The organism is uncultured Imperialibacter sp., from assembly GCF_963974565.1.
In the GTDB taxonomy this organism is placed as follows: domain Bacteria; phylum Bacteroidota; class Bacteroidia; order Cytophagales; family Cyclobacteriaceae; genus Imperialibacter; species Imperialibacter roseus.
This window is the reverse complement of the sequence record NZ_CAXBCJ010000005.1, coordinates 288941-314922: the sequence shown is the minus strand read 5'-3', so window position 1 is coordinate 314922 and position 25982 is coordinate 288941. Positions and strand designations below refer to the sequence as shown.

Annotated in this window: 24 protein-coding genes; 15 read left to right on the top strand and 9 right to left on the bottom strand. The window is 46.2% G+C overall.

Annotated features, from left to right (window positions below):
* Positions 1-48: 48 nt before the first annotated feature.
* Complete coding sequence (locus AAC052_RS09700; protein ID WP_339812874.1) at positions 49-2850, bottom strand: discoidin domain-containing protein; 2802 nt, start codon at positions 2848-2850, stop codon at positions 49-51.
* A gap of 229 nt (positions 2851-3079) precedes the next feature.
* On the opposite strand from AAC052_RS09700, the gene AAC052_RS09695 reads away from it, so the two are divergent.
* Together AAC052_RS09695 and AAC052_RS09690 are read left to right on the top strand one after the other, a co-directional pair.
* Entirely contained in the window at positions 3080-3970 is an 891-nt protein-coding gene (locus AAC052_RS09695; RefSeq protein ID WP_339812873.1) for a sugar phosphate isomerase/epimerase, read from the top strand.
* Between the two features lie 152 nt (positions 3971-4122).
* Entirely contained in the window at positions 4123-4398 is a 276-nt protein-coding gene (locus AAC052_RS09690; RefSeq protein ID WP_339812871.1) for a hypothetical protein, read from the top strand.
* A 207-nt stretch (positions 4399-4605) separates the two neighbouring features.
* Here AAC052_RS09690 and AAC052_RS09685 read toward each other — a convergent pair whose 3' ends face one another.
* The 3 genes from AAC052_RS09685 to AAC052_RS09675 all read right to left on the bottom strand — a co-directional run bounded on the left by AAC052_RS09685 (position 4606) and on the right by AAC052_RS09675 (position 8330).
* On the bottom strand, positions 4606-4968 hold the full coding sequence (locus AAC052_RS09685) for a hypothetical protein (protein WP_317488991.1): 363 nt from the start codon (positions 4966-4968) through the stop codon (positions 4606-4608).
* A gap of 372 nt (positions 4969-5340) precedes the next feature.
* On the bottom strand, positions 5341-8001 hold the full coding sequence (locus AAC052_RS09680; protein WP_339812870.1) for an ABC transporter permease: 2661 nt from the start codon (positions 7999-8001) through the stop codon (positions 5341-5343).
* The gene (locus AAC052_RS09675) at positions 7998-8330 is read right to left on the bottom strand and encodes a PadR family transcriptional regulator (protein ID WP_317488993.1); all 333 of its coding nucleotides are present in this window, start codon (positions 8328-8330) and stop codon (positions 7998-8000) included. Before AAC052_RS09675 ends, AAC052_RS09680 begins: the two co-directional genes overlap by 4 nt.
* A gap of 441 nt (positions 8331-8771) precedes the next feature.
* Here AAC052_RS09675 and AAC052_RS09670 point away from each other — a divergent pair, with 441 nt between their 5' ends.
* The 4 genes from AAC052_RS09670 to AAC052_RS09655 are packed head-to-tail and all read left to right on the top strand — an operon-like array spanning position 8772 to position 11996.
* Positions 8772-9221: a hypothetical protein gene (locus AAC052_RS09670; RefSeq protein ID WP_339812867.1), complete on the top strand. Its 450-nt coding sequence runs from the start codon at positions 8772-8774 to the stop codon at positions 9219-9221.
* The gene (locus AAC052_RS09665) at positions 9218-11392 is read left to right on the top strand and encodes a PAS domain-containing protein (RefSeq protein WP_339812865.1); all 2175 of its coding nucleotides are present in this window, start codon (positions 9218-9220) and stop codon (positions 11390-11392) included. Before AAC052_RS09670 ends, AAC052_RS09665 begins: the two co-directional genes overlap by 4 nt.
* A gap of 2 nt (positions 11393-11394) precedes the next feature.
* The gene (locus AAC052_RS09660) at positions 11395-11694 is read left to right on the top strand and encodes an ATP-binding protein (protein WP_339812863.1); all 300 of its coding nucleotides are present in this window, start codon (positions 11395-11397) and stop codon (positions 11692-11694) included.
* Between the two features lie 35 nt (positions 11695-11729).
* On the top strand, positions 11730-11996 hold the full coding sequence (locus AAC052_RS09655; protein ID WP_339812860.1) for a response regulator: 267 nt from the start codon (positions 11730-11732) through the stop codon (positions 11994-11996).
* 134 nt (positions 11997-12130) lie between these two features.
* On the opposite strand, the gene AAC052_RS09650 is transcribed toward AAC052_RS09655, so the two are convergent.
* Positions 12131-12829 (bottom strand): tRNA/rRNA methyltransferase, encoded by a 699-nt coding sequence (locus AAC052_RS09650; RefSeq protein WP_339812857.1) that lies wholly within the window; start codon positions 12827-12829, stop codon positions 12131-12133.
* A gap of 41 nt (positions 12830-12870) precedes the next feature.
* Positions 12871-13350: a hypothetical protein gene (locus tag AAC052_RS09645; RefSeq protein WP_317489184.1), complete on the bottom strand. Its 480-nt coding sequence runs from the start codon at positions 13348-13350 to the stop codon at positions 12871-12873.
* A 384-nt stretch (positions 13351-13734) separates the two neighbouring features.
* Between AAC052_RS09645 and AAC052_RS09640 the strand changes: the two genes are divergently transcribed.
* The 3 genes from AAC052_RS09640 to AAC052_RS09630 all read left to right on the top strand — a co-directional run bounded on the left by AAC052_RS09640 (position 13735) and on the right by AAC052_RS09630 (position 16392).
* Positions 13735-15048 carry an ABC transporter permease gene (locus tag AAC052_RS09640; RefSeq protein ID WP_339812855.1) on the top strand — a complete coding sequence of 438 codons (1314 nt, stop codon included), beginning with the start codon at positions 13735-13737 and terminating at the stop codon, positions 15046-15048.
* A complete protein-coding gene (locus AAC052_RS09635; RefSeq protein WP_339812854.1) occupies positions 15045-16055 on the top strand; it encodes an ABC transporter permease in 1011 nt (336 codons plus the stop codon). The genes AAC052_RS09640 and AAC052_RS09635 overlap by 4 nt, the downstream gene beginning before the upstream one ends.
* 97 nt (positions 16056-16152) lie before the next feature.
* A complete protein-coding gene (locus AAC052_RS09630; protein ID WP_317489181.1) occupies positions 16153-16392 on the top strand; it encodes a hypothetical protein in 240 nt (79 codons plus the stop codon).
* Between the two features lie 8 nt (positions 16393-16400).
* Here AAC052_RS09630 and AAC052_RS09625 read toward each other — a convergent pair whose 3' ends face one another.
* Positions 16401-17003 carry a carboxypeptidase-like regulatory domain-containing protein gene (locus tag AAC052_RS09625; protein WP_151997763.1) on the bottom strand — a complete coding sequence of 201 codons (603 nt, stop codon included), beginning with the start codon at positions 17001-17003 and terminating at the stop codon, positions 16401-16403.
* A 174-nt stretch (positions 17004-17177) separates the two neighbouring features.
* Here AAC052_RS09625 and AAC052_RS09620 point away from each other — a divergent pair, with 174 nt between their 5' ends.
* From AAC052_RS09620 to AAC052_RS09605, 4 genes are all read left to right on the top strand, one after another.
* Positions 17178-17567, top strand: a complete 390-nt coding sequence (locus AAC052_RS09620; RefSeq protein ID WP_151997764.1) for a metalloregulator ArsR/SmtB family transcription factor — start codon at positions 17178-17180, stop codon at positions 17565-17567.
* 4 nt (positions 17568-17571) lie between these two features.
* Positions 17572-18270, top strand: coding sequence for a YjjG family noncanonical pyrimidine nucleotidase (locus AAC052_RS09615; RefSeq protein ID WP_339812850.1), 699 nt, complete (start codon positions 17572-17574; stop codon positions 18268-18270).
* Between the two features lie 70 nt (positions 18271-18340).
* Entirely contained in the window at positions 18341-19969 is a 1629-nt protein-coding gene (pruA, locus tag AAC052_RS09610) for an L-glutamate gamma-semialdehyde dehydrogenase (RefSeq protein ID WP_317489179.1), read from the top strand.
* Positions 19970-20024: 55 nt separating this feature from the next.
* The gene (locus AAC052_RS09605; protein WP_339812849.1) at positions 20025-20426 is read left to right on the top strand and encodes a hypothetical protein; all 402 of its coding nucleotides are present in this window, start codon (positions 20025-20027) and stop codon (positions 20424-20426) included.
* Here AAC052_RS09605 and AAC052_RS09600 read toward each other — a convergent pair whose 3' ends face one another.
* Complete coding sequence (locus AAC052_RS09600; protein WP_339812848.1) at positions 20427-21425, bottom strand: DUF4407 domain-containing protein; 999 nt, start codon at positions 21423-21425, stop codon at positions 20427-20429.
* A 185-nt stretch (positions 21426-21610) separates the two neighbouring features.
* On the opposite strand from AAC052_RS09600, the gene AAC052_RS09595 reads away from it, so the two are divergent.
* Both AAC052_RS09595 and AAC052_RS09590 read left to right on the top strand, forming a co-directional pair.
* Positions 21611-23299, top strand: a complete 1689-nt coding sequence (locus tag AAC052_RS09595; RefSeq protein ID WP_339812845.1) for a hypothetical protein — start codon at positions 21611-21613, stop codon at positions 23297-23299.
* 136 nt (positions 23300-23435) lie between these two features.
* Positions 23436-23768 (top strand): hypothetical protein, encoded by a 333-nt coding sequence (locus AAC052_RS09590; protein ID WP_339812843.1) that lies wholly within the window; start codon positions 23436-23438, stop codon positions 23766-23768.
* Positions 23769-23836: 68 nt separating this feature from the next.
* On the opposite strand, the gene AAC052_RS09585 is transcribed toward AAC052_RS09590, so the two are convergent.
* A complete protein-coding gene (locus AAC052_RS09585; RefSeq protein WP_339812840.1) occupies positions 23837-25876 on the bottom strand; it encodes a M3 family metallopeptidase in 2040 nt (679 codons plus the stop codon).
* Positions 25877-25982 lie beyond the last annotated feature (106 nt).

Sequence of the window (25982 nt, the reverse complement as noted above, 5' to 3'; positions counted from 1 at the left end):
CGATCAATTCAGAAAATTTTTGGACAAAGGGAAGATATACTGAACTATCTACTCCATGAATCCATAAAGCTTCATTTCCCGCATTGTCCAGGTGACCTCAAAGTCGATTGGTTTGCCCCTGAATTCTCCGTGAACCACCGAGTCAGATCTAGTTAGCGTCATCCGCAGGAATTTGGTTTCTACCGGATCTATTCTAATAGCCATTGAAGCATTGTCACCCTTCGCATTCTCCAGCAATTTTGTCCACTGCTTGCCATCCATTGACACTTCCAGGTCATACTCTTTTGGATAGGTATGGATAGGAGGAGGTGATCCTGGCCGCCAGCCTCTGCTTATTGGAGGTGAGGTGAAATGGATTTCGGTAATGGTGGCAGGCTTAGGCAACTGCACCTGGTACCACATGCCAGCCTGCTGCGTAATGCCTGTTGTCCAGCCTTCGAAGTTAAAAGCGCCCTTTGCCGACGCTGTACTTCCCTTACGAGTGTTGGCAGTATGGCTGGCTGTCATTTTCCAGCCGTCTGTTGGTGTTAAAACTTTGGGAACTGAAGCCAACAACTCTGGATATGTGTACGACTTAGTTTGTCCTGTAGTGTTTGCCCGAACCCTGGCCACGTCTTCGGCAGTTACCAGCGACGATTCGTTTTCAAAATTGGCCCTGATAAACGAGGCTGCCGCAGCAATCCACTCGTCGTCATTGTTGCCCATTGGCGCCATCATGACGCCCGTGTATGAAGTACCTTCGATGTCTCCGGTCATTCCATGGAGCAGGGTCTTAATCACATAGTCCGGATGGCCTTTTATTCGTTTTGAAGCAGCTAAAGAGGGCGCCATTAATTTGCCCTGCCCACCCGGAGCACCAAGACCCAGCGTGCCATGGCAAGTAGAGCATAGGCTGTTGAAGATGTCGGCGCCTTTTTCAAGCAAGGCCTGCTCTTTTTCCGAATAGTTGGGGTTGCTCCGGCCAAAGAACGAATTGACAACCACAGGTTCCAGCACCTGCTGCCCAACCAACTGCACACCGGCTGTTTGATCGGCGGCCATTACTGTCTTCACAGCTTTTTCCGTTCCCGGAATTTTGAGGAGGCGCCCGGTCATCATGGCACGCATTTTCACCATGGTGTCCTCATCGTTCATCATACGCACGTAGTCAGCCCCAAGCGACATGTCACCAGCCTTATAAAGCGTTTCACCCACCCACATGGCTTGAATGCGCATACGTGGATTGGAATCTTTCATCATTTCCCTGACAAGACCAGCATCGAGTGCGCCGATACCTTCAAGCACCCACAAAGCGTGAAAACGAGCCAAAAGATTGTTACTTGTCTTTGCCAACTTCACTAATTCAGGAGCTACCGACTTATCCTGCCGTTGAACCAGCACCTGCTGAGCCATGTCTCGCCACCAACCATTAGGGTGACTGAGGTATGCCAGAAGCTCCGACGATTTTTGGTCGTACATCTTTGGCTTTGTCTTATCTCTTTGAAAATCCTGATGGTTTAACCTCCATATTCTTCCAAGGCCCACCACTTTGTCGAGTTGGTACTGCTCAATTTTCGCTCTCAGGTAGGAGCCAACTGGTGTCCATTCTCCCTCCTGAATAATGCCGTGGTACATGTCGGTGATGTACATGGTGCCGTCAGGTGCTGTTGTCATGTCAACCGGACGGAAAAGAGGATCAGTGGAGCGAATGAACTCTGATTTTTGATCCTGAAAGACGTTGTGTAGCGTCGTCAGCCCTTCGTTAACTACCGGATTGATTTGCCTGACGATTCTTGCTACAGGTTCGCCGTAGAAGTATTGGCCGTAGAGCTCTTTTGGCAGGCGGTCGCCCCGGTACACATCGTTGCCAGCTGCACCCGTCACTCTGTTCAACGTGCCTTCGGGCATTCGCACCGCACCCATGCCTCCTTGCATATCGGCTATCTTTACGGGTGCTCCCCAGGGCACATCGAAGCCCTCTGCGTAGTTCACGTCTTTTACAATATAGTCGCCATAATGAATTGGGAATTGAAAGGACATAGGTAAACCGTTAGACCCGCCCTGAAACCAGAGCTTGCCGTCATCGTCGTGCGAAATTCCCCACTGGGCGTGGTTGGAGCCTGTAGCTTCCCTTATTACTCCATTCGGAGTCCACCTGACTCTAAAAGGGTTGACGGTGCTGTAAAGCCAGTTGTCCATGCCCCAGTACAAAAATGCTTGCTGATGCTCCACATTGCCGGGGCGGCCAAAATTATCTGTAAAAAACTCTTTTTTGTCTGCCTTGCCGTCATTGTCGGTGTCGGTGAACATGTACACATTGTCGGTGTTCGACTCCATGGTCAGCACACTGTTGGGGCCAAAGGCCAGAACAAATCTTGGGAAAACGAGGCTGTCGACAAATGTTCCACCCGTTTCATAAACGCCATCATTGTTTTTGTCTTCCCAGCGGGAAATGGCACTTACTGGCTCCAGCGTGCCTTCAGAGTCTGCTGTGAGCATGTAGGTGCGTAATTCCAGCACATACATTCTGCCGTTGCCGTCAAAAGTGATGGCACCCGGTTGCTGTATTTGCGGCTCTGTTAAAATTGGTTCAAGGCTGTAGCCCGGCTGAAGCAGGAACCTGGCCTTTTCTTCATTCACCGGCAATGGTATCACTGGTTTCTTGGGCTCTAGGTCTATCCCCTGCCAGTAGGCATTGGTGGTGTCAGCTCCTTCGGGAAGGCTGACCACAGGCAGGTTAACAGTGTCTTGAGGAGTGCTAAGCTGAGGAGTCTTATCAAACTTCTTGTCGGTGTCGGAACAAGAAGTTGATGAAACAATGATAAAAAGGGCGCTCGCCACGGATAGCCATAGGCGGTATGTAGTTCTCATAGGGTAAAAATAAAATGTAGTATGTATTAGGTTGGAATTTAACCATTATCATGGCGCATTCCCATTGACTTAGTTTTCACTGGTTGGTTTTCTCACATAATGCCACTCCATTTTGATACAAATGGAGTTCCCGGTAAGACCGTTTGGTGCAATTATCAGTGGAAAACGTGTTGTACATTCCTTAAATTAGGGCTAATATGAACATGAGAATCACCCTAAATTAAAAAATATGAACAAGACGATAACCCGTATCTCTAAAAGAACGATTTTCTTGCTGGTGCTGGCCCTTTTGGCGGGCGCTCCGGCGATAATGGCCCAGGAAATTGGCATTCAGATGGGTAGCATGAGAGAACTCATGAAAGTAGATGTGGAAAAGACGTTGGCTCGGTTAAAAGAGCTAGGAGTCAAAGAGCTTGAAGGAGGCACTCCACGTGGAATTGACAAAGAGGCGTATAAAAAGCTACTCGAAAAATACGGGCTCAAAGTAGTAGCAGTTGGTAGCAACTTCGATGCACTGCAAAAACCAGATGAGCTTCAGGCAATCATCGATAATGCGAAGTTTTACAATGCCAAATTTGTGCTCTGCTACTGGATTCCCCATACTGAGGAAAAGATGACCCTTGAGGAGATGAAGAAAGGGGTGGAGGTGTTCAATGCGGCGGGAAAAACCCTGAAGGAAAACGGCCTTACTTTCGCCTATCATGCCCATGGTTATGAGTTCGTTGACTACGAAGGAGGCAATGGCACCTTGTACGAGTATTTTATGGACAATACCAACCCGGAGTATGTCACCGTTCAAATGGATGTGTTCTGGATGCGCAACCCTGGACAAAATCCTGCTGCGTTGTTGAGAAAATACCCTACTCGCTTTACTTCACTGCATTTGAAGGACAGGAAGCCAGGCAGCAAAGACAACCTGCAAGGCCGCCAGGATCCTGAAACCAACGTAGTGCTCGGTCAGGGCGATGTTGGCATTGCCGAGGCGATGGAAGCTGCCATGGAAATTGGCATCAAACACTATTTCATCGAAGATGAATCTTCGAGAGCCCTTGAGCAGGTGCCGCAAAGTCTTGACTACCTGGCGTCGCTAAAGACGAAGAAAGGCAAGAAAAAGAAGTAGGCAGCCATGAGTAGAGCCTTGTTTTCACTGACACTTTTGTGTCTGTTCAATGTTGCCAAAAAAATGAAATTTGGTGTTTTTGAGATAGACTTCTAACAGCACTATTTTGGAAGCCCCGGAGGCTTAGCCTCCGGGTTTTAAGCTTTAAAATCATGGACATTGAATTTGATCATTCATATCTTTCACTACCAGAGTTGCACGTGCTAGGAATTCGGTCTACTGTCTGGTTGGAGCAGGCCCTGGAAGACAGCTATTCGAAGGTTTTTGAAATAACCGGACCAAATGATCCCAATCCCATCTTTTTTAAAGTCGGTTTTTGTGATGAAACCCTCCCTGTTTTGTATGTATTTGAGTTTGCTGACTGGGTCATATCAAGACAAGCTCGCAAGGCCACAAAGGAGGAAATCAGACAATTTTGGTGCGGTTGATCCATTTTTTACTCATATTTGTTATAGTTTGAAGTAATTTCACTGGCATGTCACAGACCAAATCCGAACCCCTTTCTTCGCCTTTTCCAATGAGCGAGCAAGAACTTGCCAAGCGGATGGAGCATGCTAAACCCCTCTCCGATAAGCAATTTATTGAGCGGATTAAACAAATCCGATCTGAAAAGAAGAAGGGTTGACACGTCATATTTACTTCTCATTGATTTCCATCCATTCACTGATTCCCTCGTATTCCGCCCATTCACGGACCAAAGTTAGCTTCTCATGATACACTTCTTTGCGTATCCACCAGTACAATGAAAAGCAATCGGGCCCAAACTCCCAGTAGTCATAGATAAAGTTTCCCTTGCCTAGCAATGACTCAATTTTGCTGGTCAACCCGGGCATAAATTCATCCTCTTCCAATATCTCATATCCCAACTCAATAAGCTCATCGGGCGTCATATCCTTTCGGTAGCTAAGAAATACGTTACCGGTGTAGAAATGTGATTTTACCTGATTATGGAAGCAAAAGCTCTGATAAATATGTGTGGCGGACAGGTCATTATTCATAATCTCATGCTCTGCTGGCTTATGGTGTCATGAGCCTTGCTCAATCACTTTTTACGGCTGCTATTAGTAGGAATCATACATGTAGTATTCCGAAAATGTTCATTTTTTGCGGGCACTCATGTTCAATTTATCAAAATAACGCATCAATTGAATAGCTAAATGATGACGTTTCTCTGTGTGCAGATTACTATGACAAATGCCACACCCGCTTTTTGGTGCAATAAACAACCTCCAGCTTGTAGCTGGCTTAATGTTCATCGACATCACTGTATAACCCCCAACCCCCCTCGCCGTCGTAGCAAGCCTGGAAAAGAGGTCGAGAACAAAGAAAGGGCCATCTCAGCCCTTCTTTGTTTATTACTTATTCAAAACCTATTCACTCCTCAACGACCTGGCAGGGTTCATAGAAGCGGCTTTTACCGATTGGAAGCTAACAGTCACCAATGCGATAGCAGCCGCCATCAGACCAGCAAAAGCAAATATCCACCACTGCATGTCGACCTGATAGGCAAAGCTTTCCAACCAGCGACTCATCACATACCAGCCAAGTGGTGTAGCGATAAGTATTGAAACCAGCACCAGCTTCATAAAATCAGCAGACAGGAGAGAAATGATTTGGCTGAAGGAGGCACCAAGCACTCGTCGAATACCAATCTCTTTGATTCTCCGTTCAGCTGTCCATGCTGCCAGGCCAAACAACCCGAGGCAGGCTATAAATATTGCGAGGATAGCAAAAACGCCGAACACTTTGCCAAACCGAAGGTCGGCCTGATATTGTCTGTTAAATGAATCGTCCAGGAAACTATACAGGAAAGGCCGGTGAGGGGCAAGGGTAGTCCATTTTTCTTCCAGTTCCTTCACTGTTGCCGGCAAGTTCTCAGGCTTCAGTTTTAGCGTGAGGAAGCTCGTGCTGTATTTTGGCTCCAACCGGAGGGTCAGCGGCTCTATCCTGTTGTGTAGCGAGATATAGTTGAAGTCTTTCACCACGCCAATTATTCTCCCCTCTCTTCCCCATTGCTGAAACTTTTTTCCAATGGCCTCTTCCGGATCCGGGTAGCCCCACAGACGGGCTGCAGCTTCGTTGATCACCAGCGACCTGGCCGTATCGGCGGGAAAGTCTCTCGAGTAGCTCCGGCCTGCTACTAGCTCTATACCAAAGTGCTCAATGAAATCATAATCGATTTCGTAGATATCGGGTGCCTGATGCTCCATTTCGCCCGTGGAGCTTTCGACATTTGTGCCAGCTTTGGGAAAATAACCCCCTGGGACTGTTCGGGAAGCGGCTGCCGACAACACAGCCGGGTGCTGCTCAAACTCATTTTTGATCATGTCAATTTGTTCTTCCACTTTTCCGTCGTATCCGTAGTTAATCACCAGCATTTGATCTTGTTCAAAACCCAGGTCAACTGTTCTCAGGTGGTTGAGTTGAGAAAAAACAATGCCCGTGCCGGCAATCAGGGCGATGGATAACGTGAATTGAAAGACAACAAGCCCTTTTCTGATCATTGCACCCTGAAACGACGCTTTGAAGATGCCCTTCAATACCTGAGAAGGGTGAAAGCTTGAAAGCACCAGGGCAGGATAAACTCCAGCAAAAAGACCGGATACTATGGTGATGGCAAACAAAGACAGCAAAATTTGCGGGGCCAGCACAGCCTCGTAGCTTATTTGCTTGCCAGTAAGCTCCCGGAAAGAAGGCAACAACAGCATGGTGATCAAAAGCGCTAGAAAACCCGCCATAACAGAAAGCAATACCGCTTCGGTGAGAAACTGTGTTCTCAGCACCGTTTGCCGTGCACCAGCCACCTTGCGCACACCCACTTCCTTGGCTCGTGTCAGCGACCGGGCAGTGCTAAGGTTCATAAAATTAATACAGGCGATAAAAAGAATAAAAACGGCGATGGCAGAAAAGATGTAAAGATTAGAGAGGTTGCCTGTCACTCCTGGCTGCCGCTTGGCGTCAGAGTGGAGATATGCATCGGTGAGTGGTTCGAGCATGACATGATAGCGGAAATCTGGCACATGTCGCCTGGAAAAGCCTTCCATTTTTGCCTGCAATCGGCTGATTTCATATCCTCGAGGCACTAAAAAATAGGTATAGAAGTCGACATAGCCCCACTGAGGGAATACCCCCGGCCGGGACTTCTTAAACTGACTCATCGGTAGCAGCACATCGAAGGTGAAATGCGAGTTGGCAGGAATGTCTTTTAGCACTCCTGTCACCATATAGCTACCGGTGTCGTTGATTCTGCCAGCTGCAGCGTCAACAGTAAGTGTTTCCCCAATAGCGTTTTCATCTCCAAAGTACTTTCTAGCGGTGGACTCAGTAATGACAATACTGTTGGGGCTTTCAAGGGCTTTTTCAGGGCTGCCAGTCGCAAACTCCCAACCGAAAACGTCGAAAACAGTTGAGTCGACCAGAAAGATATTTTCTTCGTTGAACACCTTGTCGCCCCGCCTTATCAGCGTGTTGATACGCCCGGAAAAACGCACAACCTTTTCTACCTCGGGAAAATCGGCCTGCATTGCCGGGCCAACAGGGGCATTTCCCCATACCTGATAATCCTTCGGATCCTTTGAGAATTGGGTGGTGTCTTTCGAGTTGTCGTAGTAATGCAACACCCGGTAGATTTGGTTGGCTTTGCTGTGATAGAGATCGTACGACAGTTCGTCCATCACATAAAGAGCAATAAGTGTGCAACAGGCAAAGCCAATGGCCAATCCCGACACGTTGGTAAAGCTGAAGAGCTTGTTTTTTAACAATACCCTCCAGGCCACGAGTAAATGATACTTGAGCATGATTTGATAGTTTAGTCCTTTTGTGAAATTGTTGCGCATTAAGATGCCCGGCCGGAAAAAACGAATAGCATTCCAAACCAGTCTTCTCTTAGCTTTACTGTTGTTGTGTTTGAGTAAGTCTTTGTTGTAACGGTAAATAAGATCTCCTTCTATCTCTTCAAGGAGATACTCCGGGCAGATCAGTTGAAGAAATCTGCCGACCCAGCGAGGGATTACCTGATCCTCTCCTTTCACTCTGCTGCTATTTTGAGTTCGGGTACCATGTTCCAAAGCCTCAGCCTGCTGTCCTTGATGTTCTTCAGCATAGCCATGCCGGCGCTGGTGATGGTGAAAATTCTCTTTTTGCGGCCGCCTCGCATGTTGGTGCCACCGCCAAGCTCCGATTTAATAAAGCCCTTGTCCTCCAGCCTGTAAAGTGTGACATGCACCGCACTCAGGTTGACTTCCCGGCTTAGCTTCGATTCTATCTCTTCTGTGATAGCCGCTCCGTAAGCATCGTCTTTCAAAGCAGCAACGAGTGTGAGAATCAGCTCCTCGAACTCGCCTATGTATTCTTTGCTCATATACTTACAAAAGTATATGCTTATATTTTGTAAAGCAAAATACGACGACCATTTCATTTCGCCGAAACAGCAACTAAAGCGTCTGTGCATGGTTTGTTTGGCGAATTCTATCCGTCTTTCCTTTTCTGCACATTTGGTATTAGAATCACTGACGGTACCCCAGGATCAAGCCACGGCAGGCGACTTTGATGTGCCTTTTCTTTGAACAATCGCTTTTTTCGGACAAAGTTGGACAAAATGCCAACGTAGGGCTACTGTGAGCAAATTTGGGACATGATGCTCGTTTACCTGAGGAATTTTGATGGCACCCACACTCATCGAAGCTAAAGGATGCTTGGTAGAAAAAACAGGTCAGCCTATCGAGTTCAGCCCACGGGCACAAAAAAAACAGCGTGATTTGTATTGTGTATTGAGACACAACCAGCTTGGAAAAATGATTTTATGGTACCGAATGTAATTTCTTCCGTCGAATTGATCAGCCGGGAAACAGCAGTCAACCTAGCTTTGCCAAACATTGCTCAAAAAAGCACCTGTTTCATTGTTTCCGGGAGTCGGCAGCTGCAAAAGCTAAGCCCTGGTTGCTCTCTTATTAACAAGAAGCACAGTACGTTCGATATGAAGCTTAAACAACAAATATTTTCTAAAGCCATCCGCTGGTTTGCCATAGAGAACCTGCAGGTTGGCCAGTCCGGTGAGCCGGGTGTATTGGCTTTCAACCAGCCGATAACAACCGTTAGTACATTTTTTTTCGAATTCTTTCGAAAAAATTGCCCGCAGTCGGGTAGTCCGATCAATTCATCGGCAAGTGAAATGTGTCCCGCATTCCGGTCGGCTAGCTGGCATTTGGATCATCAATGCACAACCAACACCACCCTAACTGAGGACGTATGATTTTTGACAAACTGCTCCAGCGACAAATTTCGAAATACTACGGTGACCCGGAGAAACTGCCGAAAGACTTGATACCACTTTTGACAGCCGTTAATGAATCCTATCAGCATGCAGAGCGGGATAGAAAATTACTGGAGAGATCTCTTGAGCTCAACTCTGAAGAGCTCCTAGATCTAAATAAAAGGCTGAGGGCTGAGGCAAAAGAACTCAAGGAGGCCAACTACCAGTTGAAGACGCTATTTGACAAAATACCAGATGTGTTTTTTTCGGTTGATATTATCACTCAAGAGTTGCTGCAAATGTCCTCTGCCTGCGAGGAGGTCTACGGCTATTCAATTGCGGAGTTTGCTGCGAACCCCAACCTTTGGTTTGATGTAGTGCTGGAAGAGGACAGGCAAACCATTCTGAATAACTACCCGGTAATGCATGAAGGTCATTCATTTGAGCAGCAGTACAGGATTCGTCAAAAAGGCGGCGACATACGGTGGATAATGAGCAAAATTAGCCCCACGCTGAACTCGCAGGGGGATCTCATTCGGATCGACGGTCTTTCGTCTGACATTACCGAGAGGAAGAACGCCGAGCAAGAAATAATCAGAAGTGAAGCCCATTTAAAAGCCTCTCAGCACATTGCCCACATAGGGAGCTGGGAGCTTGGTTTGGGCGAAGCCAATTTTATGGAAGTACACTGCTCAGACGAAACATTCAATATCGCTGGATTCGAGCCGGATGAAGTAGACATGAACGTGGATCTATTCCTGTCAATGGCTCACCCCGAGGATCGCTCACGAGTATCTGATGCACTGGAGCGCACAATCAAATCCGGGCATGAGTATGATGTTGAACATCGGATAGTGACACGGAAGTCAGAAGAAGTAGTAGTGCATAGCCGAGGAGAGGTGGTTGTTGATCATGAGACTGGAAGACCAGTAAAGCTAATAGGGACAGTACAGGATATTACCCAAAGGAAAGAAGCCGAGAAAAAGCTTCGAAACACGGAAGCCAACATTAGAAATATCCTCGAAAACACAGACACCTGCTATGTTTTGGTGGATCCTGCCGCCAGAATCCTGTCTTTCAATAGCCTTGCGGATCGGATGATTCGTGATGAGCATGGCCTTGCACTTGAAGTGGGTGGGAATTATGTAGAATTAATGCCAGCCGACAGAACAAACCTGATACGTGAAAGGATGGCCACGGTGTTAAGGGAGAAAAAGACAATCTTCTACGAAGCAGAATACAAAAAAAGCAATGAAGATAGTCGGTGGTTCTATTTTAGTATGCACCCAATCCTTGGGGAAGAAAACGTTGCGACTGGCTTAAGTATCGCCGCCAGAGACATTACAGATCAAAAGAAGTCTCAAGAATTGATAAATGAAAGCAACCAACGGTATGAGTTGGTAACCTCAGCCACAAACGACATTATTTGGGACTGGTATTTGGACGACGGAAAAATCTACCGCTCAGACAATTTCTATCATGCTTTTGGCTATACCAAAGACGAGACCAACTTTTCTGTGACTGCCTGGTCTGAGAATATTTTCGAGGAGGATCGGCAAAATGTGCTTGATTCTATACTGAATCTCATAAAAAACAAAACAGCTACGGTGTGGGAAAGTGAGTATCGCTATTCAAAAAGCAATGGTGATATTGCTTATGTGCAAGACAAAGGACTAGTGGTTCGCAACAGCGAAGGCAAGGTGGTGAGGCTAGTGGGCGCCATGCGGGACGTGACCTCCGAAAAGGTACTGCAAATTGAGCGAGATAAAATCACTTCAGACTTGGCGCAAAGGAATGAATCCCTGGAACAATTCGCTTATATCGTATCTCATAACCTCAGGGCCCCTGTTGCTAATATCCTCGGCCTTTCCAATGTGTTGCAGCACCCTAATCTCGATGCCGCAACGATCGATACCTGTATAAAGGGACTAGAAAGCTCAACGAACTCTCTCGACAAGGTGATCATTGATCTGAACAAAATTTTACAAGTTCGTAGTGTTATTAACAATAGTGCCAAAGAAGTTGTCATTCTTCAGGAGGTAGTGGAAGACATTAAGACCAGTATTGATTACATGTTTGAAAATGAAGGTGTAAAAATGAATGTTGACTTTTCAGAGGGTAGGTCGTTGTATTCTTTAAGAGGTATATTCACAGCATTTTTTACAACTTGATAGTGAATAGTATCAAGTACCGGAAGCCTAATGAACCTGCTGAGATTCAAATCAAGAGCAGGTTAAAATCAAACTATTTGTCCATTTCCTTCAAAGACAATGGTACGGGAATAGATTTGTACACGAACGGGAGCAAAGTGTTTGGGCTGTACAAGAGATTCCATCTGAATATTGAGGGCAAAGGTATGGGGTTGTTTATGGTAAAAAATCAGGTAGAAGCGCTCGGAGGAAAAATCGACTTGAGAAGTGAAGTTGACAAAGGGGCTGAGTTTGTCCTGAGATTTCCTCTTTCAGCTGCTTGAAGTAATTTTTGTAAAACCAGCTTTTGTACTAGCCAATGAATAACAGCAGCCCATCCCTTTTGATCATAGATGATGACCCCTTGTGTCATTTTATCGGAAAAAGAATAGCAATGGCATTTAGGGAAGACATGAAAGTGCTCAATTTCACCTCCCCGGTCGAGGCGCTCAAATTCATCGAGAACGCCGGTAATATTGATGTGCTGACAAAGCCTATCGCAGTCTTTTTGGACATCAACATGCCTGAAATGAATGGATGGGAGCTATTGGCCAGACTCGATATTCAGGATGAAAAAAAGAGATAATTGCTTAAATTTTACATCGTATCTTCCTCCGTAAACAAAGACGACCGAGAGCTCGCCGAGGTAAGCCCATGGGTGTCAGAATTTTTCGCAAAACCTATTACAAAGGAAGTTTTTGAGAAGGTCTTTGAATTTAGCTAGCTATTATTTTTTAGCTTTTGCTGTAGAAACTTTGTTAAAGCCAGCATAAGTTTTGTGTCATCCGCATCGGCGGTCATAAGACGATCCTTCAGTCGATTGTAAAGGCTGGGTTGCCTGCTTACATCAAGGCTATCCAGCAGCTTCACTGCTTTTTCCCTGAGCAATTTTTGGGCACTTTCAGCAACACCCTGATTTGATAAGACGGGTTTGGCTTGGGAAAAGACTTTTGAAAGTTCCCAGGCATATATCAGCACGCTTTGAGCCAGGTTGAGCGAGGGGTGAGGTGCTGCAAGTGGTATTGAGCTGATTAAGTCGCAGTGACCAATTTCTTCCTTTGTTAAACCGTCTCGCTCGCTGCCAAATACAATCGCAACGTTGTCGATTGTCGTGCCTTTTTCTTGCAGAAGGTTGCTGACTTTCTCGGGTGAATGATAGTCATGTCTCCCAAGCCTTTTCTTGGCTGTGGTGGCTATGCTCAAGTCAATATCGCTCAGCGCATCTGCAAGCGATGAATAGACAACTGCATTTTCCAGGATGTCATGTGAGCCATAGGCCGTTTTTTTGGCTTGCAGGGAAAGATAGTCAGTTGGGTTGACCAGCCTGAGACTGCCAAACCCCATGGTATTGATCGCCCTACAAGCGAACCCTATGTTTTCAGAAACAGCCGGATGGCTGAGGACAAAGTGAATGGTCATAAATGCGCCAAATTCCTCAAATCACTAATGGCGGTCAATATTTAGTTCATTCTTACCCAGTCATCTTCATGGTTGTGGCTTGCCACTGGCGTGTACTTCACCCATTCTGTGTGGTATACGTCTCCGTCACGGTGAATACGGATGAGCGTGTCACCCGAGGTGAAATTGAACCTGTCGTGTCCATGGTCGACGTCCGTTTGCATCGATGAAAAGATGATGTTTAAAGTGCTGTCAGTTTCTACCGCACGTCCGAGATACTGTTCTACCCAATAATTGGTGTCGCTGTCATCATCTTCCTGTTGGCCTTTTAAGATGACAGAGTAATGATGCTCTTCATCTGGTCTGCGGGGCTTTCTCAGAATCAAATCGTGTGTATAGGTGATGTGGTGACCTTCTTCGGATTCGTATTTCTCCAAGTACTCATACTTACTACCCCAGTTGTGCTTGGGATACCTGCCACTGCAGCCTGCAATAAGTGCTACAATGAAAAATACCAGCCCTGCTTTTACAATAGCTTTCATAAGTCGACGTCGTTGATGCTCGTTAGAATACCCTGAAAATTAATAGTAATTGTGGGCTATTACAAATATGGTTACCGATATGGACGAGATGGATCAGGTCGTACAAAAAAAGACTACTCATTGAGAGTAGTCCTTTTTCACTTCTAACCTGTGAGCTTATGTGTAAAATCTACGAGTCAAGGTTGATGTTGAGCCCATTTCAATTACACATTACAATGTTAAGCATAGCTTATCGCTGATTGATACCTGTTTTTAGGTATTTTTCTAAATTACCATGTGTTTAGTGCTATTTGCAGGCGCCACTTTGACTCAAAAACCATCTCCTTTCTCTAAAGCGTCACCCTGTTAGCGGTTCTTATTGTCAGTTTGCTATTTTTGAGACTTATGCTTCGATACCTGGTTGTACGGTTACTTTCGGCATTCCCTGCACTACTCCTTGGGCTGATTGGGCTTTTTGTTTTCAGGCTTTTGCCGTCGCAGTCGGTGTGGGAGGAGCGGATTGATCTCCTGGCGTTGGAAGGAGGCAGCTATAACGCACAACGAATCCAACAGGAAAAAATAAAGATAAGGAAAGAGCTAGGTCTTGACCTTCCGGTGTTTTACCTGTCGTCACAGTCCGCTGCGTTACCAGCAGCCCTGCCCCCGGGCATGCCTGATGTGCAAAAGGAATGGGTAAAAAAGATCTGTTTGTTAACAGGCCAGCCAGACAAGGCGTTGCAGCTTGTATCTGCGCTGCAAGCCCAAAGCTTTTCAGCATGGGTTGTCGAAGAAGATGAATTACCATGGCAAAGAGTGCGAAGCTCAGTTTCGGGCAATGATAGTGCTTCGTCATCCAAAATACTTTCGCTAGTGAACGAATTGGAAGCTTCGTCTCAGCAGTGGAGAGCCTTCCTGCCAGCAGTTTACTGGAACGGTTCAGGCAATCAGTTTCACTTGTGGTTTTCTCAGCTTTTACATGGCGACCTGGGGATGAGCTGGAAAAATCGGGAAAGGGTGCTTGATGTTATTAGCAGGGCGCTTTCCAACACCATTGTGTTCACGGTGCCTGCTATTATTCTGATTTTTCTTTCTGCCTACTGGCTGGTGATTGGCTTGTCGCAACTAGGAGCCAGGGCAAAAGCATTGGCCGATCAGGTTATCTATTTCTTTGACCTGGTTCCGCTTTTTGGTTGGGCTCTTTTGGCGATGATTCTTTTTGCCAGCGGATCGGTATTCTCCTGGTTTCCTTCGCATATTTCGGCCAGTTCGCTCAACGGCATGTCCTTTTTGTCCAGGAGTTTTTGGCCTTACGTGCTCCCGGTGGCCATTCTTTGGATAAGCACATTGCCTTATATCACCAAGCACATCGACAATGCTTTTCAAAAGTCTGCTGACCTGCCATTTGTGTTTATGTCCAGGGCAAGAGGTCTTAGCGAGCATGTCATCAAAAAAAGATATAGACTCAGGTATAGTTTATTGCCTGCTATTACGCTATTCGGGGAGTATTTGCTGGCAGTGGTAAGTGGCGCATTGGTGGTAGAGGTGCTGTTTTCTATTCAGGGCGTTGGCATGCTGCTCACTCAGTCGGTTGGTGCGCAGGACTATCCAGTTGTCACCGGAATTATTCTGCTGTTGATTTTGGTCAGGATGCTATCCTACTTAATTACCGATCTCTTGTACTATTGGTTCGATCCCAGAATAAGGCTGTCCAACCAATGAGCAACAAACCGACATGCAGATGGTGGCCATTGGCGATGCTGGGAGCGATCCTGGCGGTTGTTGTGCTTACGTGGTTCTTTAATGGATTGAAGCCTGAGCTCAGGCTTGACATGAGAAGCCTGCCTCCGGGAGCGGGCCATTGGCTGGGGACGGACACACTCGGCAGAGATGTATGGCTGTCTATTTTGGCGGGCTCTCAAAGGTCAATCCTGGTCAGCATCGGTGCGGCGTTGATCGGGGGAAGTATAGGTGTTGGCTTTGGAAGTGTTGCTGCCTTTTTCGGAAATGATCGTCTGCGGTTTACTTTGAGAGCCTACCTGGCAGCACTGCTCCTGCTCGTCGTTTTCGTGTATTCTATCGCAGTGCTTTGGCCGACCGTTTCTTCAACTGGTCATGTGTCTGTGGGAATCTCCATCCTTCTGGCGCTAATAGCATTTGTTGCCATATTCTGGTTGCTGCTTAGAAGATTTAACCTTTTGCGGAGTCGTATTACTTTTCCCCTTGACACCATCACTCAGCGGTTTATTGAAGTGATATCGGTTATTCCCCGCTTGTATTTGATTGTGGCATTTGCTATGATCATTCCCATCAATATGTTCACACTAATAGTGCTGTTTGCTGTTACCAGCTGGGACGTAATGGCGAGGATGGTACGTGCTGAAATGCTGAAGGTTAGAGAGATGACATATATTGAATCGGCGAGAATAATTGGTCTTTCAGAGTCGAAAGTCTTTTTTCGGCATGCACTGCCAAACGCCATCGGGCCGGTAGCCACGCAGGTATGTTTTACCATATCGGGTTTGCTGATCGCCGAGGCCACTCTTTCATTTATCGGTGTAGGCGTTTCTCCGGAAACGGTCAGTTGGGGAAGCATTATCCATGGCTACCTCGAAAACCTGCAGGCCTGGTGGTTGGCTGTTTTCCCCGGCATTTGTATTTATCTCACTGTTATTAGCCTGCATGCTTTGGGCAATGATTTGGATAGGATGTGCCATTCAAAGCATTAACAATTCCGACAATACATCAGCTTAATACCTGACAGAAATCATACTTTGCCGATGGGCATCATCGCATTTTTGTAAAGTCAAACAAATAGCAATGCCCATGCAAACTGACCTATTGTTCCAAAATGCCACCCACGAAGCATTCAATGCTTTAATTACAAACAAGTATATCTCAAGAAATGCTGAGAGTATGAGCACACTTTCCATAGCCCTTAAATACGACCTGATAAGGTTGTCTTCGCTTGGAGTGGTAGTGTTTTTAGAAGACAGAATACAATTAGCAGAAGGGATGGAAAGTTGGGTGCAGCTTTACTGGGGTGAGGTGAGCAAAACCTGGTAAAAACCTGACTACTTCCTATCCTTTTTCAAAGATTTGATGAACTGAGCCCAGGCGAAAGGATTTAATAGCGGATTACTTCTTGGCTGAAATTTATCCGTCATCGCCAGAAACTGTTGATTGGAATAATACCTGTAATTTTCTGAAGCATCCATAGGTGCCCCTTGCATCATTCTCATCAAAATATCCGCCCTGAGCACCTCCTCCATCTTACGATAGTCTTCGGCGTCGGGCAGCTTGAGGGCAAGCACAGCCTGCTTGAAGAGCTCTTCGGTAGGGTAAGGTAAAATTTCTATGGGTGGCAAATAAGTGGTGTCGGTAACGAGCTCAATGATCGCTGTAAAGTTCTCACCTTTGTTGCCGGGAACGATGAAGTGCTGCTTTTCAAAGCCTATGGCACTGATCACCACACTGTCGCCAACCAGGGCAGGCATCGAAAAATAACCGTAAACATTAGATGTAGTGCCTCTTCCAGCCTTTGGCACGTATACGTGCACGCCAGGCACACCAGAAACGCTGTCCTCTCCCAATATTACCCCGGAAAACTGGATGACCCTACTTCCGCCCTGGGCCCAGCTTTCCTGATGTGCCACCAGCATAAATAGGAAGCACATAAAAGGCAGAAAATATTTAGAGATGAACTTTGACAAGCCTTTCTTTACTTATGAATTACGAGGATACTAATTATGGGTTAATAGTTGCAATTGGGCTCTAAGCTACAAATTATTAGATCAATTGCACAGGTTTTGTGTTACACGGATAAGCCATATACTTTCAATATTGTTCCCATGAGACTCAAAAACTTTAGTCTGCAATACGGAAACCAAATATTCAAATCCTTCTCGGAGGAGGCCAGAGTGCGCATTCTTTTTCTCCTCTTTAATCAAAAGGAACTTTGCATAACTGATATTGAATTGTCTCTGGATTTTACCCAAACCAAAACCTCGAGGCATTTGACCTACCTGAGAAATGCCGGATTGGTGAACGTTAGAAAAATAGACCAGTACGTTTTCTATTCTATCAAGGAGGAGGTGTCGGACATTGTCAGTCAAATATTTCAATTTTTGCAGAAAGACGCCAGCCTGCAGAAAGACCTTGAAACCTTTCGGATACTTTATTCGAACAGAGAACTGGTAAAAAACAAAATGGAAAAACGCCAGTTAACCGGACTTAGATAAATGTATGGGCAAAAAATACAAACACCTTTTTTTCGACCTCGACCACACCTTGTGGGATTACGATCAAAATGCCAGAGAGTCCCTTGTGGAGCTTTATTCCGTGTACGCTCTCAAAAATTTCGGTAAGTTCTCGGCCGAGCAACTTGTCGACAAGTTTTTCCGGGTAAATACACAGTTCTGGTATCTGTACGACCTGAAGAAAATTGACAAGGAACACCTTAGGGAGGAGCGATTCAGAACAGTGTTCAGAGAGTTGGGTTTCGCAGATATGGATCTTGCTTTTCAGTTTGGTGAGGACTATGTGAACCTGTGCCCCACCAAAACGGCAGTGATGCCCGGCGCCATAGAGTTGCTTACTTACCTGGTTGAAAAATACCCGATTCACATCATTACCAATGGTTTTGACGACATCCAGTCGGTGAAGATCAAAAGCTCAGGCCTGGAGAAATTCTTCTCTGAAGTAATCACCTCTCAAAGAGCGGGAGCCCGCAAACCCTCGCCACAAATCTTCGAATACGCCATGCAGCTCACCGGTGCTACACCGTCCACGTCGGCCATGGTAGGCGACAACCTTGTTACAGATATTGGGGGAGCCAGGGGGCATGGCATAGATCACTTTTATTTCAACCCCGAAAAACATCCGCATACGGAACCAGTTACGCTCGAAATACATTCTCTTAGCGAATTGCATCACCATTTCTAAAGGTTTTTAGGGTTGCGGTGAGTAAATTCGCCCCTCAATTTATTGCAGTCGACAAAACCAAATAAACAACATGTCATTAGCGATTTTTAAGACCCCCAAACCAACCAACGAACCTGTTCTCAGCTACGCACCCGGCACACCCGAGCGGGCCGCACTGCAAAAGGAACTGAAGGAGCTGAAGTCAAAGGAGGCAGATATTCCCATGTACATAGGGGGCGAGGAAGTTCGAACAGGAAAGAAGATCAGGATTTCACCACCTCACGACCACAAGCACACTCTCGGCTACTTTCACGAAGGAGATGCCAGCCATGTGGAGCAGGCTGTTAATGCTGCACTTGGCGCCAAAAAGGCATGGGCAGAGATGAGCTGGGAGCACAGGGCAAGTATTTTTCTCAAAGCTGCCGACCTGCTGGCCGGGCCTTACAGGGCCAGGATAAATGCGGCTACGATGTTGGGCCAGTCAAAAAATGCTTTTCAAGCCGAAATTGATGCAGCCTGTGAATTCATTGATTTCCTGAAATTCAATGCTGCCTTCATGGTGGAGCTGTTTCACCAGCAGCCCGAATCGGCGCCAGGCATGTGGAACCGTATGGACTACCGGCCACTTGAGGGTTTTGTTTTTGCCATTACGCCGTTCAACTTCACCTCAATCGCAGGAAACCTACCGGCCTCCCCGGCTTTGATGGGTAATACGGTGATATGGAAGCCGGCATATACCCAGGTGTATTCGGCGCAAGTGATCATGGAAGTGTTCAAAGAAGCGGGCCTGCCCGATGGTGTTATCAACCTTATTTACGTGGATGGGCCTGTTGCCGGAGACGTGATTTTTAACCACAAGGATTTTGCGGGCCTCCATTTTACCGGCAGCACAGGTGTTTTTCAACAGCTTTGGAAGACGATAGGCCAAAACATTACCAAATACAGGACTTATCCCCGCATTGTGGGCGAGACTGGCGGCAAGGACTTTATCATTGCCCACAAATCGGCTAATGCGAAAGAGCTGGCTACCGCCATTATCCGTGGAGCTTTTGAGTTTCAGGGACAGAAATGCTCAGCTGCCTCAAGGGCGTACATTCCTGACAACCTCTGGCCCGAGGTGCAAAAGTATATTCTTGAGGATTTGAAGAATGTAAAAATGGGTGACGTGGAAGATTTTGGCAACTTTGTTAATGCTGTGATCGACGAACGCTCATTCAACAAAATCACCAAATATATAGACGAGGCCAAGAAAAGTCCCTTGGTAGAAGTGGTTGCCGGTGGTAATTACGATAACAGCAAGGGCTGGTTCATAGAGCCCACCGTGCTACTTGCCAAAGACCCTATGTATGCAACCATGTGCGAAGAACTCTTCGGCCCGGTGCTTACGGTTTACGTGTATCAGGCAGAGCGCTACGAAGAGGCTTTGGAGTTAGTCGACAGTACTTCACCCTATGCGTTGACTGGTGCTATTTTCTCCAAAGACCGCTATGCCATCGAGCTGGCCATGAGTAAGCTGATGCATGCTGCTGGTAATTTCTATATCAATGACAAGCCAACCGGTGCTGTCGTTGGTCAGCAACCTTTTGGAGGTGCCAGGGCCTCAGGAACCAACGATAAGGCGGGCTCCATTCTCAATTTGATTCGGTGGGTGCAGCCAAGAACCATCAAGGAAACGTTCGCTCCACCAACGGACTTCAGGTACCCATTTTTAAGTAAATAACGAAAAAGCCCTTCAAAGGGCTTTTTTTATTGACTTATAGAGATAAATTAGCTCTATGGAAAACATCAGAACGCAGTTGTCGCTCCTTATTACCCTTGCCAACAGCGATGGTGAATTTCACGAAAGAGAAAGGCAGGTAATAGAAAGGGTAGCGAGATCAGGAGATATTTCGCAGGAGGAACTCGAGCTTTTGATCAAGCAGCCTGATCCTATCGAGGGCCTTGACAAGATGCCCTACGACGATCGGTTCGATTATCTCTACAACGTCATTTTGCTCATGAAGGCGGATAGCGTCATTCAGGACTCCGAGCTGCTGTTCTGTCAAAAAATAGCTAACTCCCTGGGCTTTCAGCTAGCGGCATTTATGGAGTTGTATCCTCACGTGCATATCAACATGAAGTCGCCGGAAGAGCTGAGGATGATGAGAAAGAAGCTCCAGGATTACCACGTTGTCTAACTACCCCTTCCAGGCCAGCTCTTTCTCAAGACTGGCATCCAGCCTGTGAACCTTTGATTTTCGGTAATTGACGAAGGCATGTTCATGTGCTTCCAACAAATCGTCGTAAGGCCCTCTGGGGCTCATCAGCTTGACTAAAAGGGGCGAAGCTTCTATCATCACGAATAGGAGCATGATGAAAATGTTGGCAAATGCTATAGAGGAATACTTGTTGGCAAGACGTGCCAGGGCTTCGAGCTGAAGTGCCAGGCCACCAATATGCGAGACGTCAATTTTGGCCATTTCATTGGCTTGCAGCAGCACTACTGAATCTTGCTTTTCCCGCAGGGTTGAAATCAGATCCGAGTGACTTGCTTTAAGCTCTTTCAGTTCAGTTTCGGCTCTTTCGGCATTTGCTTTCTTCACAGCATAAATAGGCCCCAGGTTACGACGGCCTGAACCGCCCGTGCCGTCGGCTTCTTCCTGAGCCAGTTTAGCAAGATCATCTCTTATTATTTCTTTGCTGGCAATTTGCGCTTCCAGCTGGCTGAGTTCGGCCTTGTATCCTGCTATCAGGGGTGAATAGCGTGATGCAATCATCGCTCCCTCTGCCGTTTTTTGTTCTTCTTTGATAAGGACAAGTTCGGCTTCTATTTCCGGCTGAAATATCCGTAGCTCCAAAGGCTTTGCAACCACAATGGCTATCAACACAGCCAGCAGAATTCTCGGAGAGGCCATAAGCCACTCCTGCCATTTGTTTTCACTTTTTTTTAAGCTCGAAACCAGAAAGCGATCAAGGTTGAATATCATGAGCCCCCAGAGCAGACCAAATAACGTAGCCACCCAGTAATTATTAAAAACAGAATATAGAGCAAAGCCTCCACTTACTGCAGCCAAAAGACCTGTGAAAAATACGGCACCGCCGACGCTCACAAAGCGGGCAGCCTCTGTTGGGCATCTTTTCAGCAGCGAATGAGAAGCTCCTGAACAGAACCAGAAGAAAGAGGTAAATTTTTTCATCAAATAGATTATTGACAGGAATAACGACGCCAATTATAATAAGTTGCATTAAAAGGTTCCTTTTTATGCATAGTAGCACTGACGAACAATTGCCTTGTCAGTGCTAGTGGGTAGTACTAAATACCCCGTATGAGCGATTTTCTCGAAATGCGATTATCAGGTACTTAGCACCAAATTAATCGACGATGAAAAAGATAGGATTACTCATACCGTTTGTCTTTTTACTTGCCACTGAGGTTTCTAAAGCGCAGGAAAAAAGGGGCTTAAAGTTGGGTGAAAAAATAGGTAAACTAACAGCCAAGCTGATGACTTCCAAGACCTCTAACCTGGGAGAAGCGGCTGTGCTGGTGCACCATATCAATGGCATGCACACCATGGAAGCCCGGATTTCCGGCCAGGAGGTCTACCCCGAAGATTTTAAGGAAGGCGATGTGGCCGTCGCAATATTTTTCTCAAAAGCGGAAGGCCTTGGAATGCTCAATATAGATGGCTCAGTAACCAGTGAGGGCAAGGAGCTGACTTCAACGGGTTTGGGGTATTACATGATCGAGCTTGAACCGGGCGATCTTAGCCCAAAAACCGTGAACGTGGAAACTGTAACGGGAGACAAAGCCTCTTTCACTATTAAACCTGTGCCCTCGGTGAAGATTTTGTCCGTAAATGGGTCAACGTCAAACGCTCAGATTGATTTGTCCAAAGACATCGAGCTGGTGCTGGAAAATGGCTCCGGGCATGAAGGCAGCCTTTTAAATGTGGCGCTGGTAACCGACGTGGCCGGTGCCAGAGGGTTCAACTACTTCGCTTCATTCAAGTCAACAGATAAAGTAATTATACCCAAGGAAGCTTTCAGCAACCCAACTATTTCAGGTAGTGTAAATGGTGTTGGCAATTACAACCAGGGTGAGAATTATCTGATAGTAGAACGCTATGTGCAAGCGCCGACCGACAAGCAGTCGACTGCGGCTGCGGAGCTTCAGAGCAGGGCTTATGGCTCAATGAAAGTGAATGTGTCAGGCAAACAACAGGAGAGTGTTTATGGGTCGACTAGCGTAAAAGGTAAAATAGACAATCCTGCCGGCGTCTTGAATTTTGCAGCAAGCAAGCCCAACGCTGCCACAGGGGCGCCATTTTCGCAAGGGTCGAAATTTGCAGTGTCATCGCTTTCGGTGCGGGGTGTTTTGTTCAAGCAGGAAGTGGATGAATCCGTTTCTTATGGTTACAACACCAAGATCACCACTACCACAACCACCACCTACCAGTTTCCAAAACTGCCCGATGCTTTTTGGGATCAACTGCTTAGCAACATGTACGCTGACATTGTCACCATGTTCAGGGAAGAATTCGATATAGAAATGGTGCCTACTGAAAAGCTGACCGCATCTTCTTACTACAAAGAGTTTTATCCGGTAAAAGAAAAGAATACAGATGAGCTGATTGTGAAGACTTATAAAAATACGGTCAATATGCAGCCAACTAAGGTTGCTGACATTTTTGGTTCTATTTCTACCAATTTGACTTCAGACAGACCAATTATCAACCTGATGAAGGACGCAGATGTTGACGGCTTGATCAACGTGCAAATGGACTTGCAGATTGCAGGGGATGACAACGGGAAAATCATCCTGGTACCCAGGCTTAACTTTTTTATTCAGGGAAGAGAGGAAACCTACACCAACAAGGATGTCCAATATGGCTCCGGCTGGGTAGCAGCCTCCGATGGCAAACCATTCTCCGAGTCTGAGTTTAACGATATCAACGCTCTGAACAGCATTGTGAGAAAAGACGACATGATGAACGCCTTGAAGGACGCAATGACACGCCTGAGAGAAGCCGAAATAGAACGAGGCTATGACAAGATTTGGGCATTAAAATAAAATAGTTGGCTAAACATCGCATCCAGGAAAGGCCGGTCAATTAAGATCGGCTTTTCTTTTTCTCTCTCAGCACTTTCCATCTTGTTTGGTATTTCGAAAAGGCCTATTTTGAATTGAATTCGAAAATTATCAATCTATGAAAAGGAAACTATTTACATCTATTCTAGCCTTGGCGGCATTTACGTTGGTTTTCGGCACCAGTGCTTTGGCTGCCGGAACAGAGCCGATGACAAAAGATCAACTTAACAGCCTTACAGAAGAGCAGGCCCAAGAGAGAGCTACTCAGCTTACCCAGCGGGTAAATGAGATCAAAGACATGAAAAAAAATGAGCTCTCTAAAGAAGATCGTCAGGAAGTGAAGAAAGAACTGAGGGAGATCAAGAAGGAACTGGACTTTCTGAACAATAAGCTGACATTGTCAGTAGGCGCTGTAATTATCATAGTGCTACTGATCATTCTTATTTTCTAATCAACGAGTTAGTGAAAATAAAAAGGCGATTGGCTTACACCAGTCGCCTTTTTTGTTGCCTTTCAGCGTTATTTTTTCAGAAGCCCGGCCCGTCTCAACAGGGCCTTTGGATCAGGTTCACGCCCTCTGAATTTCTTGTAGAGTATCATTGGGTGTTCACTGCCCCCTTTGGAAAGAATGTTGTCTTTGAATTTTCCAGCCACTTCGCTGTTGAAAATCCCCTTCTCTTTGAAAAACTCAAAAGCATCAGCGTCCAGCACTTCGGCCCATTTGTAGCTATAGTACCCCGACGAGTAGCCTCCATTGAATATGTGAGAAAACTGGCAGCTCATGTTGGTTTCTTTCACCTGAGGAAGCACCTCCATTTTTTCGAATAGCGCTTTTTCAAACTCCCCAATATCCTTTATGCCAGATGGGTCTACGCCGTGGTAGGCCATGTCGAGCATGCCGAAAGCTACCTGACGGGTAGTAGCATAGCCTGCCTGAAAATTGGCACTCTCTTTCAGTCTTTGTACAAGATCGGCAGGTATGGCTTCGCCGGTTTTGTAATGCCGGGCAAACAGGTCAAGACAATCCTTCTCAAGTGTCCAGTTTTCCAAAATTTGTGAGGGAAGCTCCACAAAATCCCAATAAACATTGGTGCCGCTCAGGCTGCCGTAGTTGCCTTTGGCCAGCATACCATGGAGGGCGTGACCAAACTCGTGGAACAGCGTCTGCACCTCATTAAACGTCAACAATGATGGTGTGGACTTAGTTGGCTTAGTAAAGCTACAAACGATGCTGATATGTGGCCGCTTGTCTTCACCATTCACTTTCTTTTGCTGCCGGAAAACGGTCATCCACGCACCACCTCTTTTACCTTCCCTGGGGAAGAAGTCAGCATAGAAAATCGCTACCAGCTCGTTTTTGTCATTTCTCACTTCATACACCAGCACTTCAGGGTGGTATCTGTCGATCTCCTTGTTTTCAACAAAGTGAATCCCAAAAAGCTTTTCGGCTACTTTGAACACTCCGTCAATCACTTTCTCCAACTGAAAATAAGGCTTGAGTAACTCATCATCAACCTCATATTTCTCCTTTTTCAGCTTTTCGCTATAGTAAGCAAAGTCCCATCTTTCAATTTTATCGAGACCGTCCAGTTTTTTGGCGTACGCAGTAAGCTCTTCCACATCCTTCAGCGTGGCGGGTTGAGAAATCGCCAGTATGTCGGTGAGAAACTCATTGACTTTCTCGGGTGTTTCGGCCATGCGCTCTTCAAGCACAAAATGGGCGTGGGTAGGGTAGCCGAGCAGCTGAGCCCTTTCGAAGCGCAGTTGAACTAGTTTCTTTACGACCTCCTGATTGTCAAACTCATTGCCTTTGAAACTCCTAGAGCCATAGGCCATGAACATTTTTTTGCGGAGCTCTCGGTTAGCCGAATAAGTCATGAAAGGAATATAACTGGGATACTGGAGTGTGAATATCCATACACCTTCTTTTCCCTTTTCCTTGGCGGTTTCAGCCGCCGCTTCTTTCACAAAATCAGGAAGTCCATCCAGCTCCTTTTCGTCAGCTACTTCCATGCTAAAGGCATTGGTTTCCTTTAACACATTTTCGCCATACTGCTGGCCCAACACCGAAATCTCTTTGTCTATCGATCGCAGTCTCTCTTTTTTGTCTACCTGCAAATTGGCTCCATTTCTCACAAAGCCCTTGTAGGTCTTTTCCAGAAGCGTTAGAGACTCCTCATCAAGTTTGGTTTTGTCTGCAGTCTCGTAAACCAGCTTTACTTTTTTGAAAAGTGCCTCATTGAGCATTACATCATTGCTAAACTCTGAAAGCAAAGGCGAAATATCTTTTGCAAGGGCCTGCATGTCGTCGCTTGTTTCAGCGGAATTCAGGTTGAAGAAGATATTTGATATCAGATCGACTTTGTTGCCTGAGGCTTCCAGCGCCACAACGGTATTTTCGAATGTGGCGGGCTCTGTGGATTCTGTTAAAAGAGCGATCTCCTCCTTGGCAAGCCTGATACCTTCTATAAATGCAGGTAGAAAGTGCTCATTTTTTATTTTACTGAAAGGAATGGTATCAAATGGGGTGTTGAAATTTTCTAAAAGAGGGTTTGACATTTACAGTTATTTTTAGTCTTCAGAATTTTAGCAAGAACAAAAAAGTGGTGCCTTTTGGTTTGCCACTTGCCGTTCAATTTATTGGCGAATTTAGGAACAAACGCCG

What these genes read in the sequence shown, in the direction of transcription:
- AAC052_RS09620 (WP_151997764.1), top strand. Translation starts at nt 17,178, where the DNA reads ATGAGACTCAAAAACTTTAGTCTGCAATACGGAAACCAAATATTCAAA.
- AAC052_RS09605 (WP_339812849.1), top strand. Translation starts at nt 20,025, where the DNA reads ATGGAAAACATCAGAACGCAGTTGTCGCTCCTTATTACCCTTGCCAAC.
- AAC052_RS09625 (WP_151997763.1), bottom strand. Translation starts at nt 17,003, where the DNA reads ATGTGCTTCCTATTTATGCTGGTGGCACATCAGGAAAGCTGGGCCCAG.
- AAC052_RS09695 (WP_339812873.1), top strand. Translation starts at nt 3,080, where the DNA reads ATGAACAAGACGATAACCCGTATCTCTAAAAGAACGATTTTCTTGCTG.
- AAC052_RS09645 (WP_317489184.1), bottom strand. Translation starts at nt 13,350, where the DNA reads ATGAAAGCTATTGTAAAAGCAGGGCTGGTATTTTTCATTGTAGCACTT.
- AAC052_RS09665 (WP_339812865.1), top strand. Translation starts at nt 9,218, where the DNA reads ATGATTTTTGACAAACTGCTCCAGCGACAAATTTCGAAATACTACGGT.
- AAC052_RS09675 (WP_317488993.1), bottom strand. Translation starts at nt 8,330, where the DNA reads ATGAGCAAAGAATACATAGGCGAGTTCGAGGAGCTGATTCTCACACTC.
- AAC052_RS09640 (WP_339812855.1), top strand. Translation starts at nt 13,735, where the DNA reads ATGCTTCGATACCTGGTTGTACGGTTACTTTCGGCATTCCCTGCACTA.
- AAC052_RS09685 (WP_317488991.1), bottom strand. Translation starts at nt 4,968, where the DNA reads ATGAATAATGACCTGTCCGCCACACATATTTATCAGAGCTTTTGCTTC.
- pruA (WP_317489179.1), top strand. Translation starts at nt 18,341, where the DNA reads ATGTCATTAGCGATTTTTAAGACCCCCAAACCAACCAACGAACCTGTT.
- AAC052_RS09635 (WP_339812854.1), top strand. Translation starts at nt 15,045, where the DNA reads ATGAGCAACAAACCGACATGCAGATGGTGGCCATTGGCGATGCTGGGA.
- AAC052_RS09690 (WP_339812871.1), top strand. Translation starts at nt 4,123, where the DNA reads ATGGACATTGAATTTGATCATTCATATCTTTCACTACCAGAGTTGCAC.
- AAC052_RS09650 (WP_339812857.1), bottom strand. Translation starts at nt 12,829, where the DNA reads ATGACCATTCACTTTGTCCTCAGCCATCCGGCTGTTTCTGAAAACATA.
- AAC052_RS09615 (WP_339812850.1), top strand. Translation starts at nt 17,572, where the DNA reads ATGGGCAAAAAATACAAACACCTTTTTTTCGACCTCGACCACACCTTG.
- AAC052_RS09595 (WP_339812845.1), top strand. Translation starts at nt 21,611, where the DNA reads ATGAAAAAGATAGGATTACTCATACCGTTTGTCTTTTTACTTGCCACT.
- AAC052_RS09700 (WP_339812874.1), bottom strand. Translation starts at nt 2,850, where the DNA reads ATGAGAACTACATACCGCCTATGGCTATCCGTGGCGAGCGCCCTTTTT.
- AAC052_RS09655 (WP_339812860.1), top strand. Translation starts at nt 11,730, where the DNA reads ATGAATAACAGCAGCCCATCCCTTTTGATCATAGATGATGACCCCTTG.
- AAC052_RS09630 (WP_317489181.1), top strand. Translation starts at nt 16,153, where the DNA reads ATGCAAACTGACCTATTGTTCCAAAATGCCACCCACGAAGCATTCAAT.
- AAC052_RS09600 (WP_339812848.1), bottom strand. Translation starts at nt 21,425, where the DNA reads ATGAAAAAATTTACCTCTTTCTTCTGGTTCTGTTCAGGAGCTTCTCAT.
- AAC052_RS09670 (WP_339812867.1), top strand. Translation starts at nt 8,772, where the DNA reads ATGGTACCGAATGTAATTTCTTCCGTCGAATTGATCAGCCGGGAAACA.
- AAC052_RS09590 (WP_339812843.1), top strand. Translation starts at nt 23,436, where the DNA reads ATGAAAAGGAAACTATTTACATCTATTCTAGCCTTGGCGGCATTTACG.
- AAC052_RS09585 (WP_339812840.1), bottom strand. Translation starts at nt 25,876, where the DNA reads ATGTCAAACCCTCTTTTAGAAAATTTCAACACCCCATTTGATACCATT.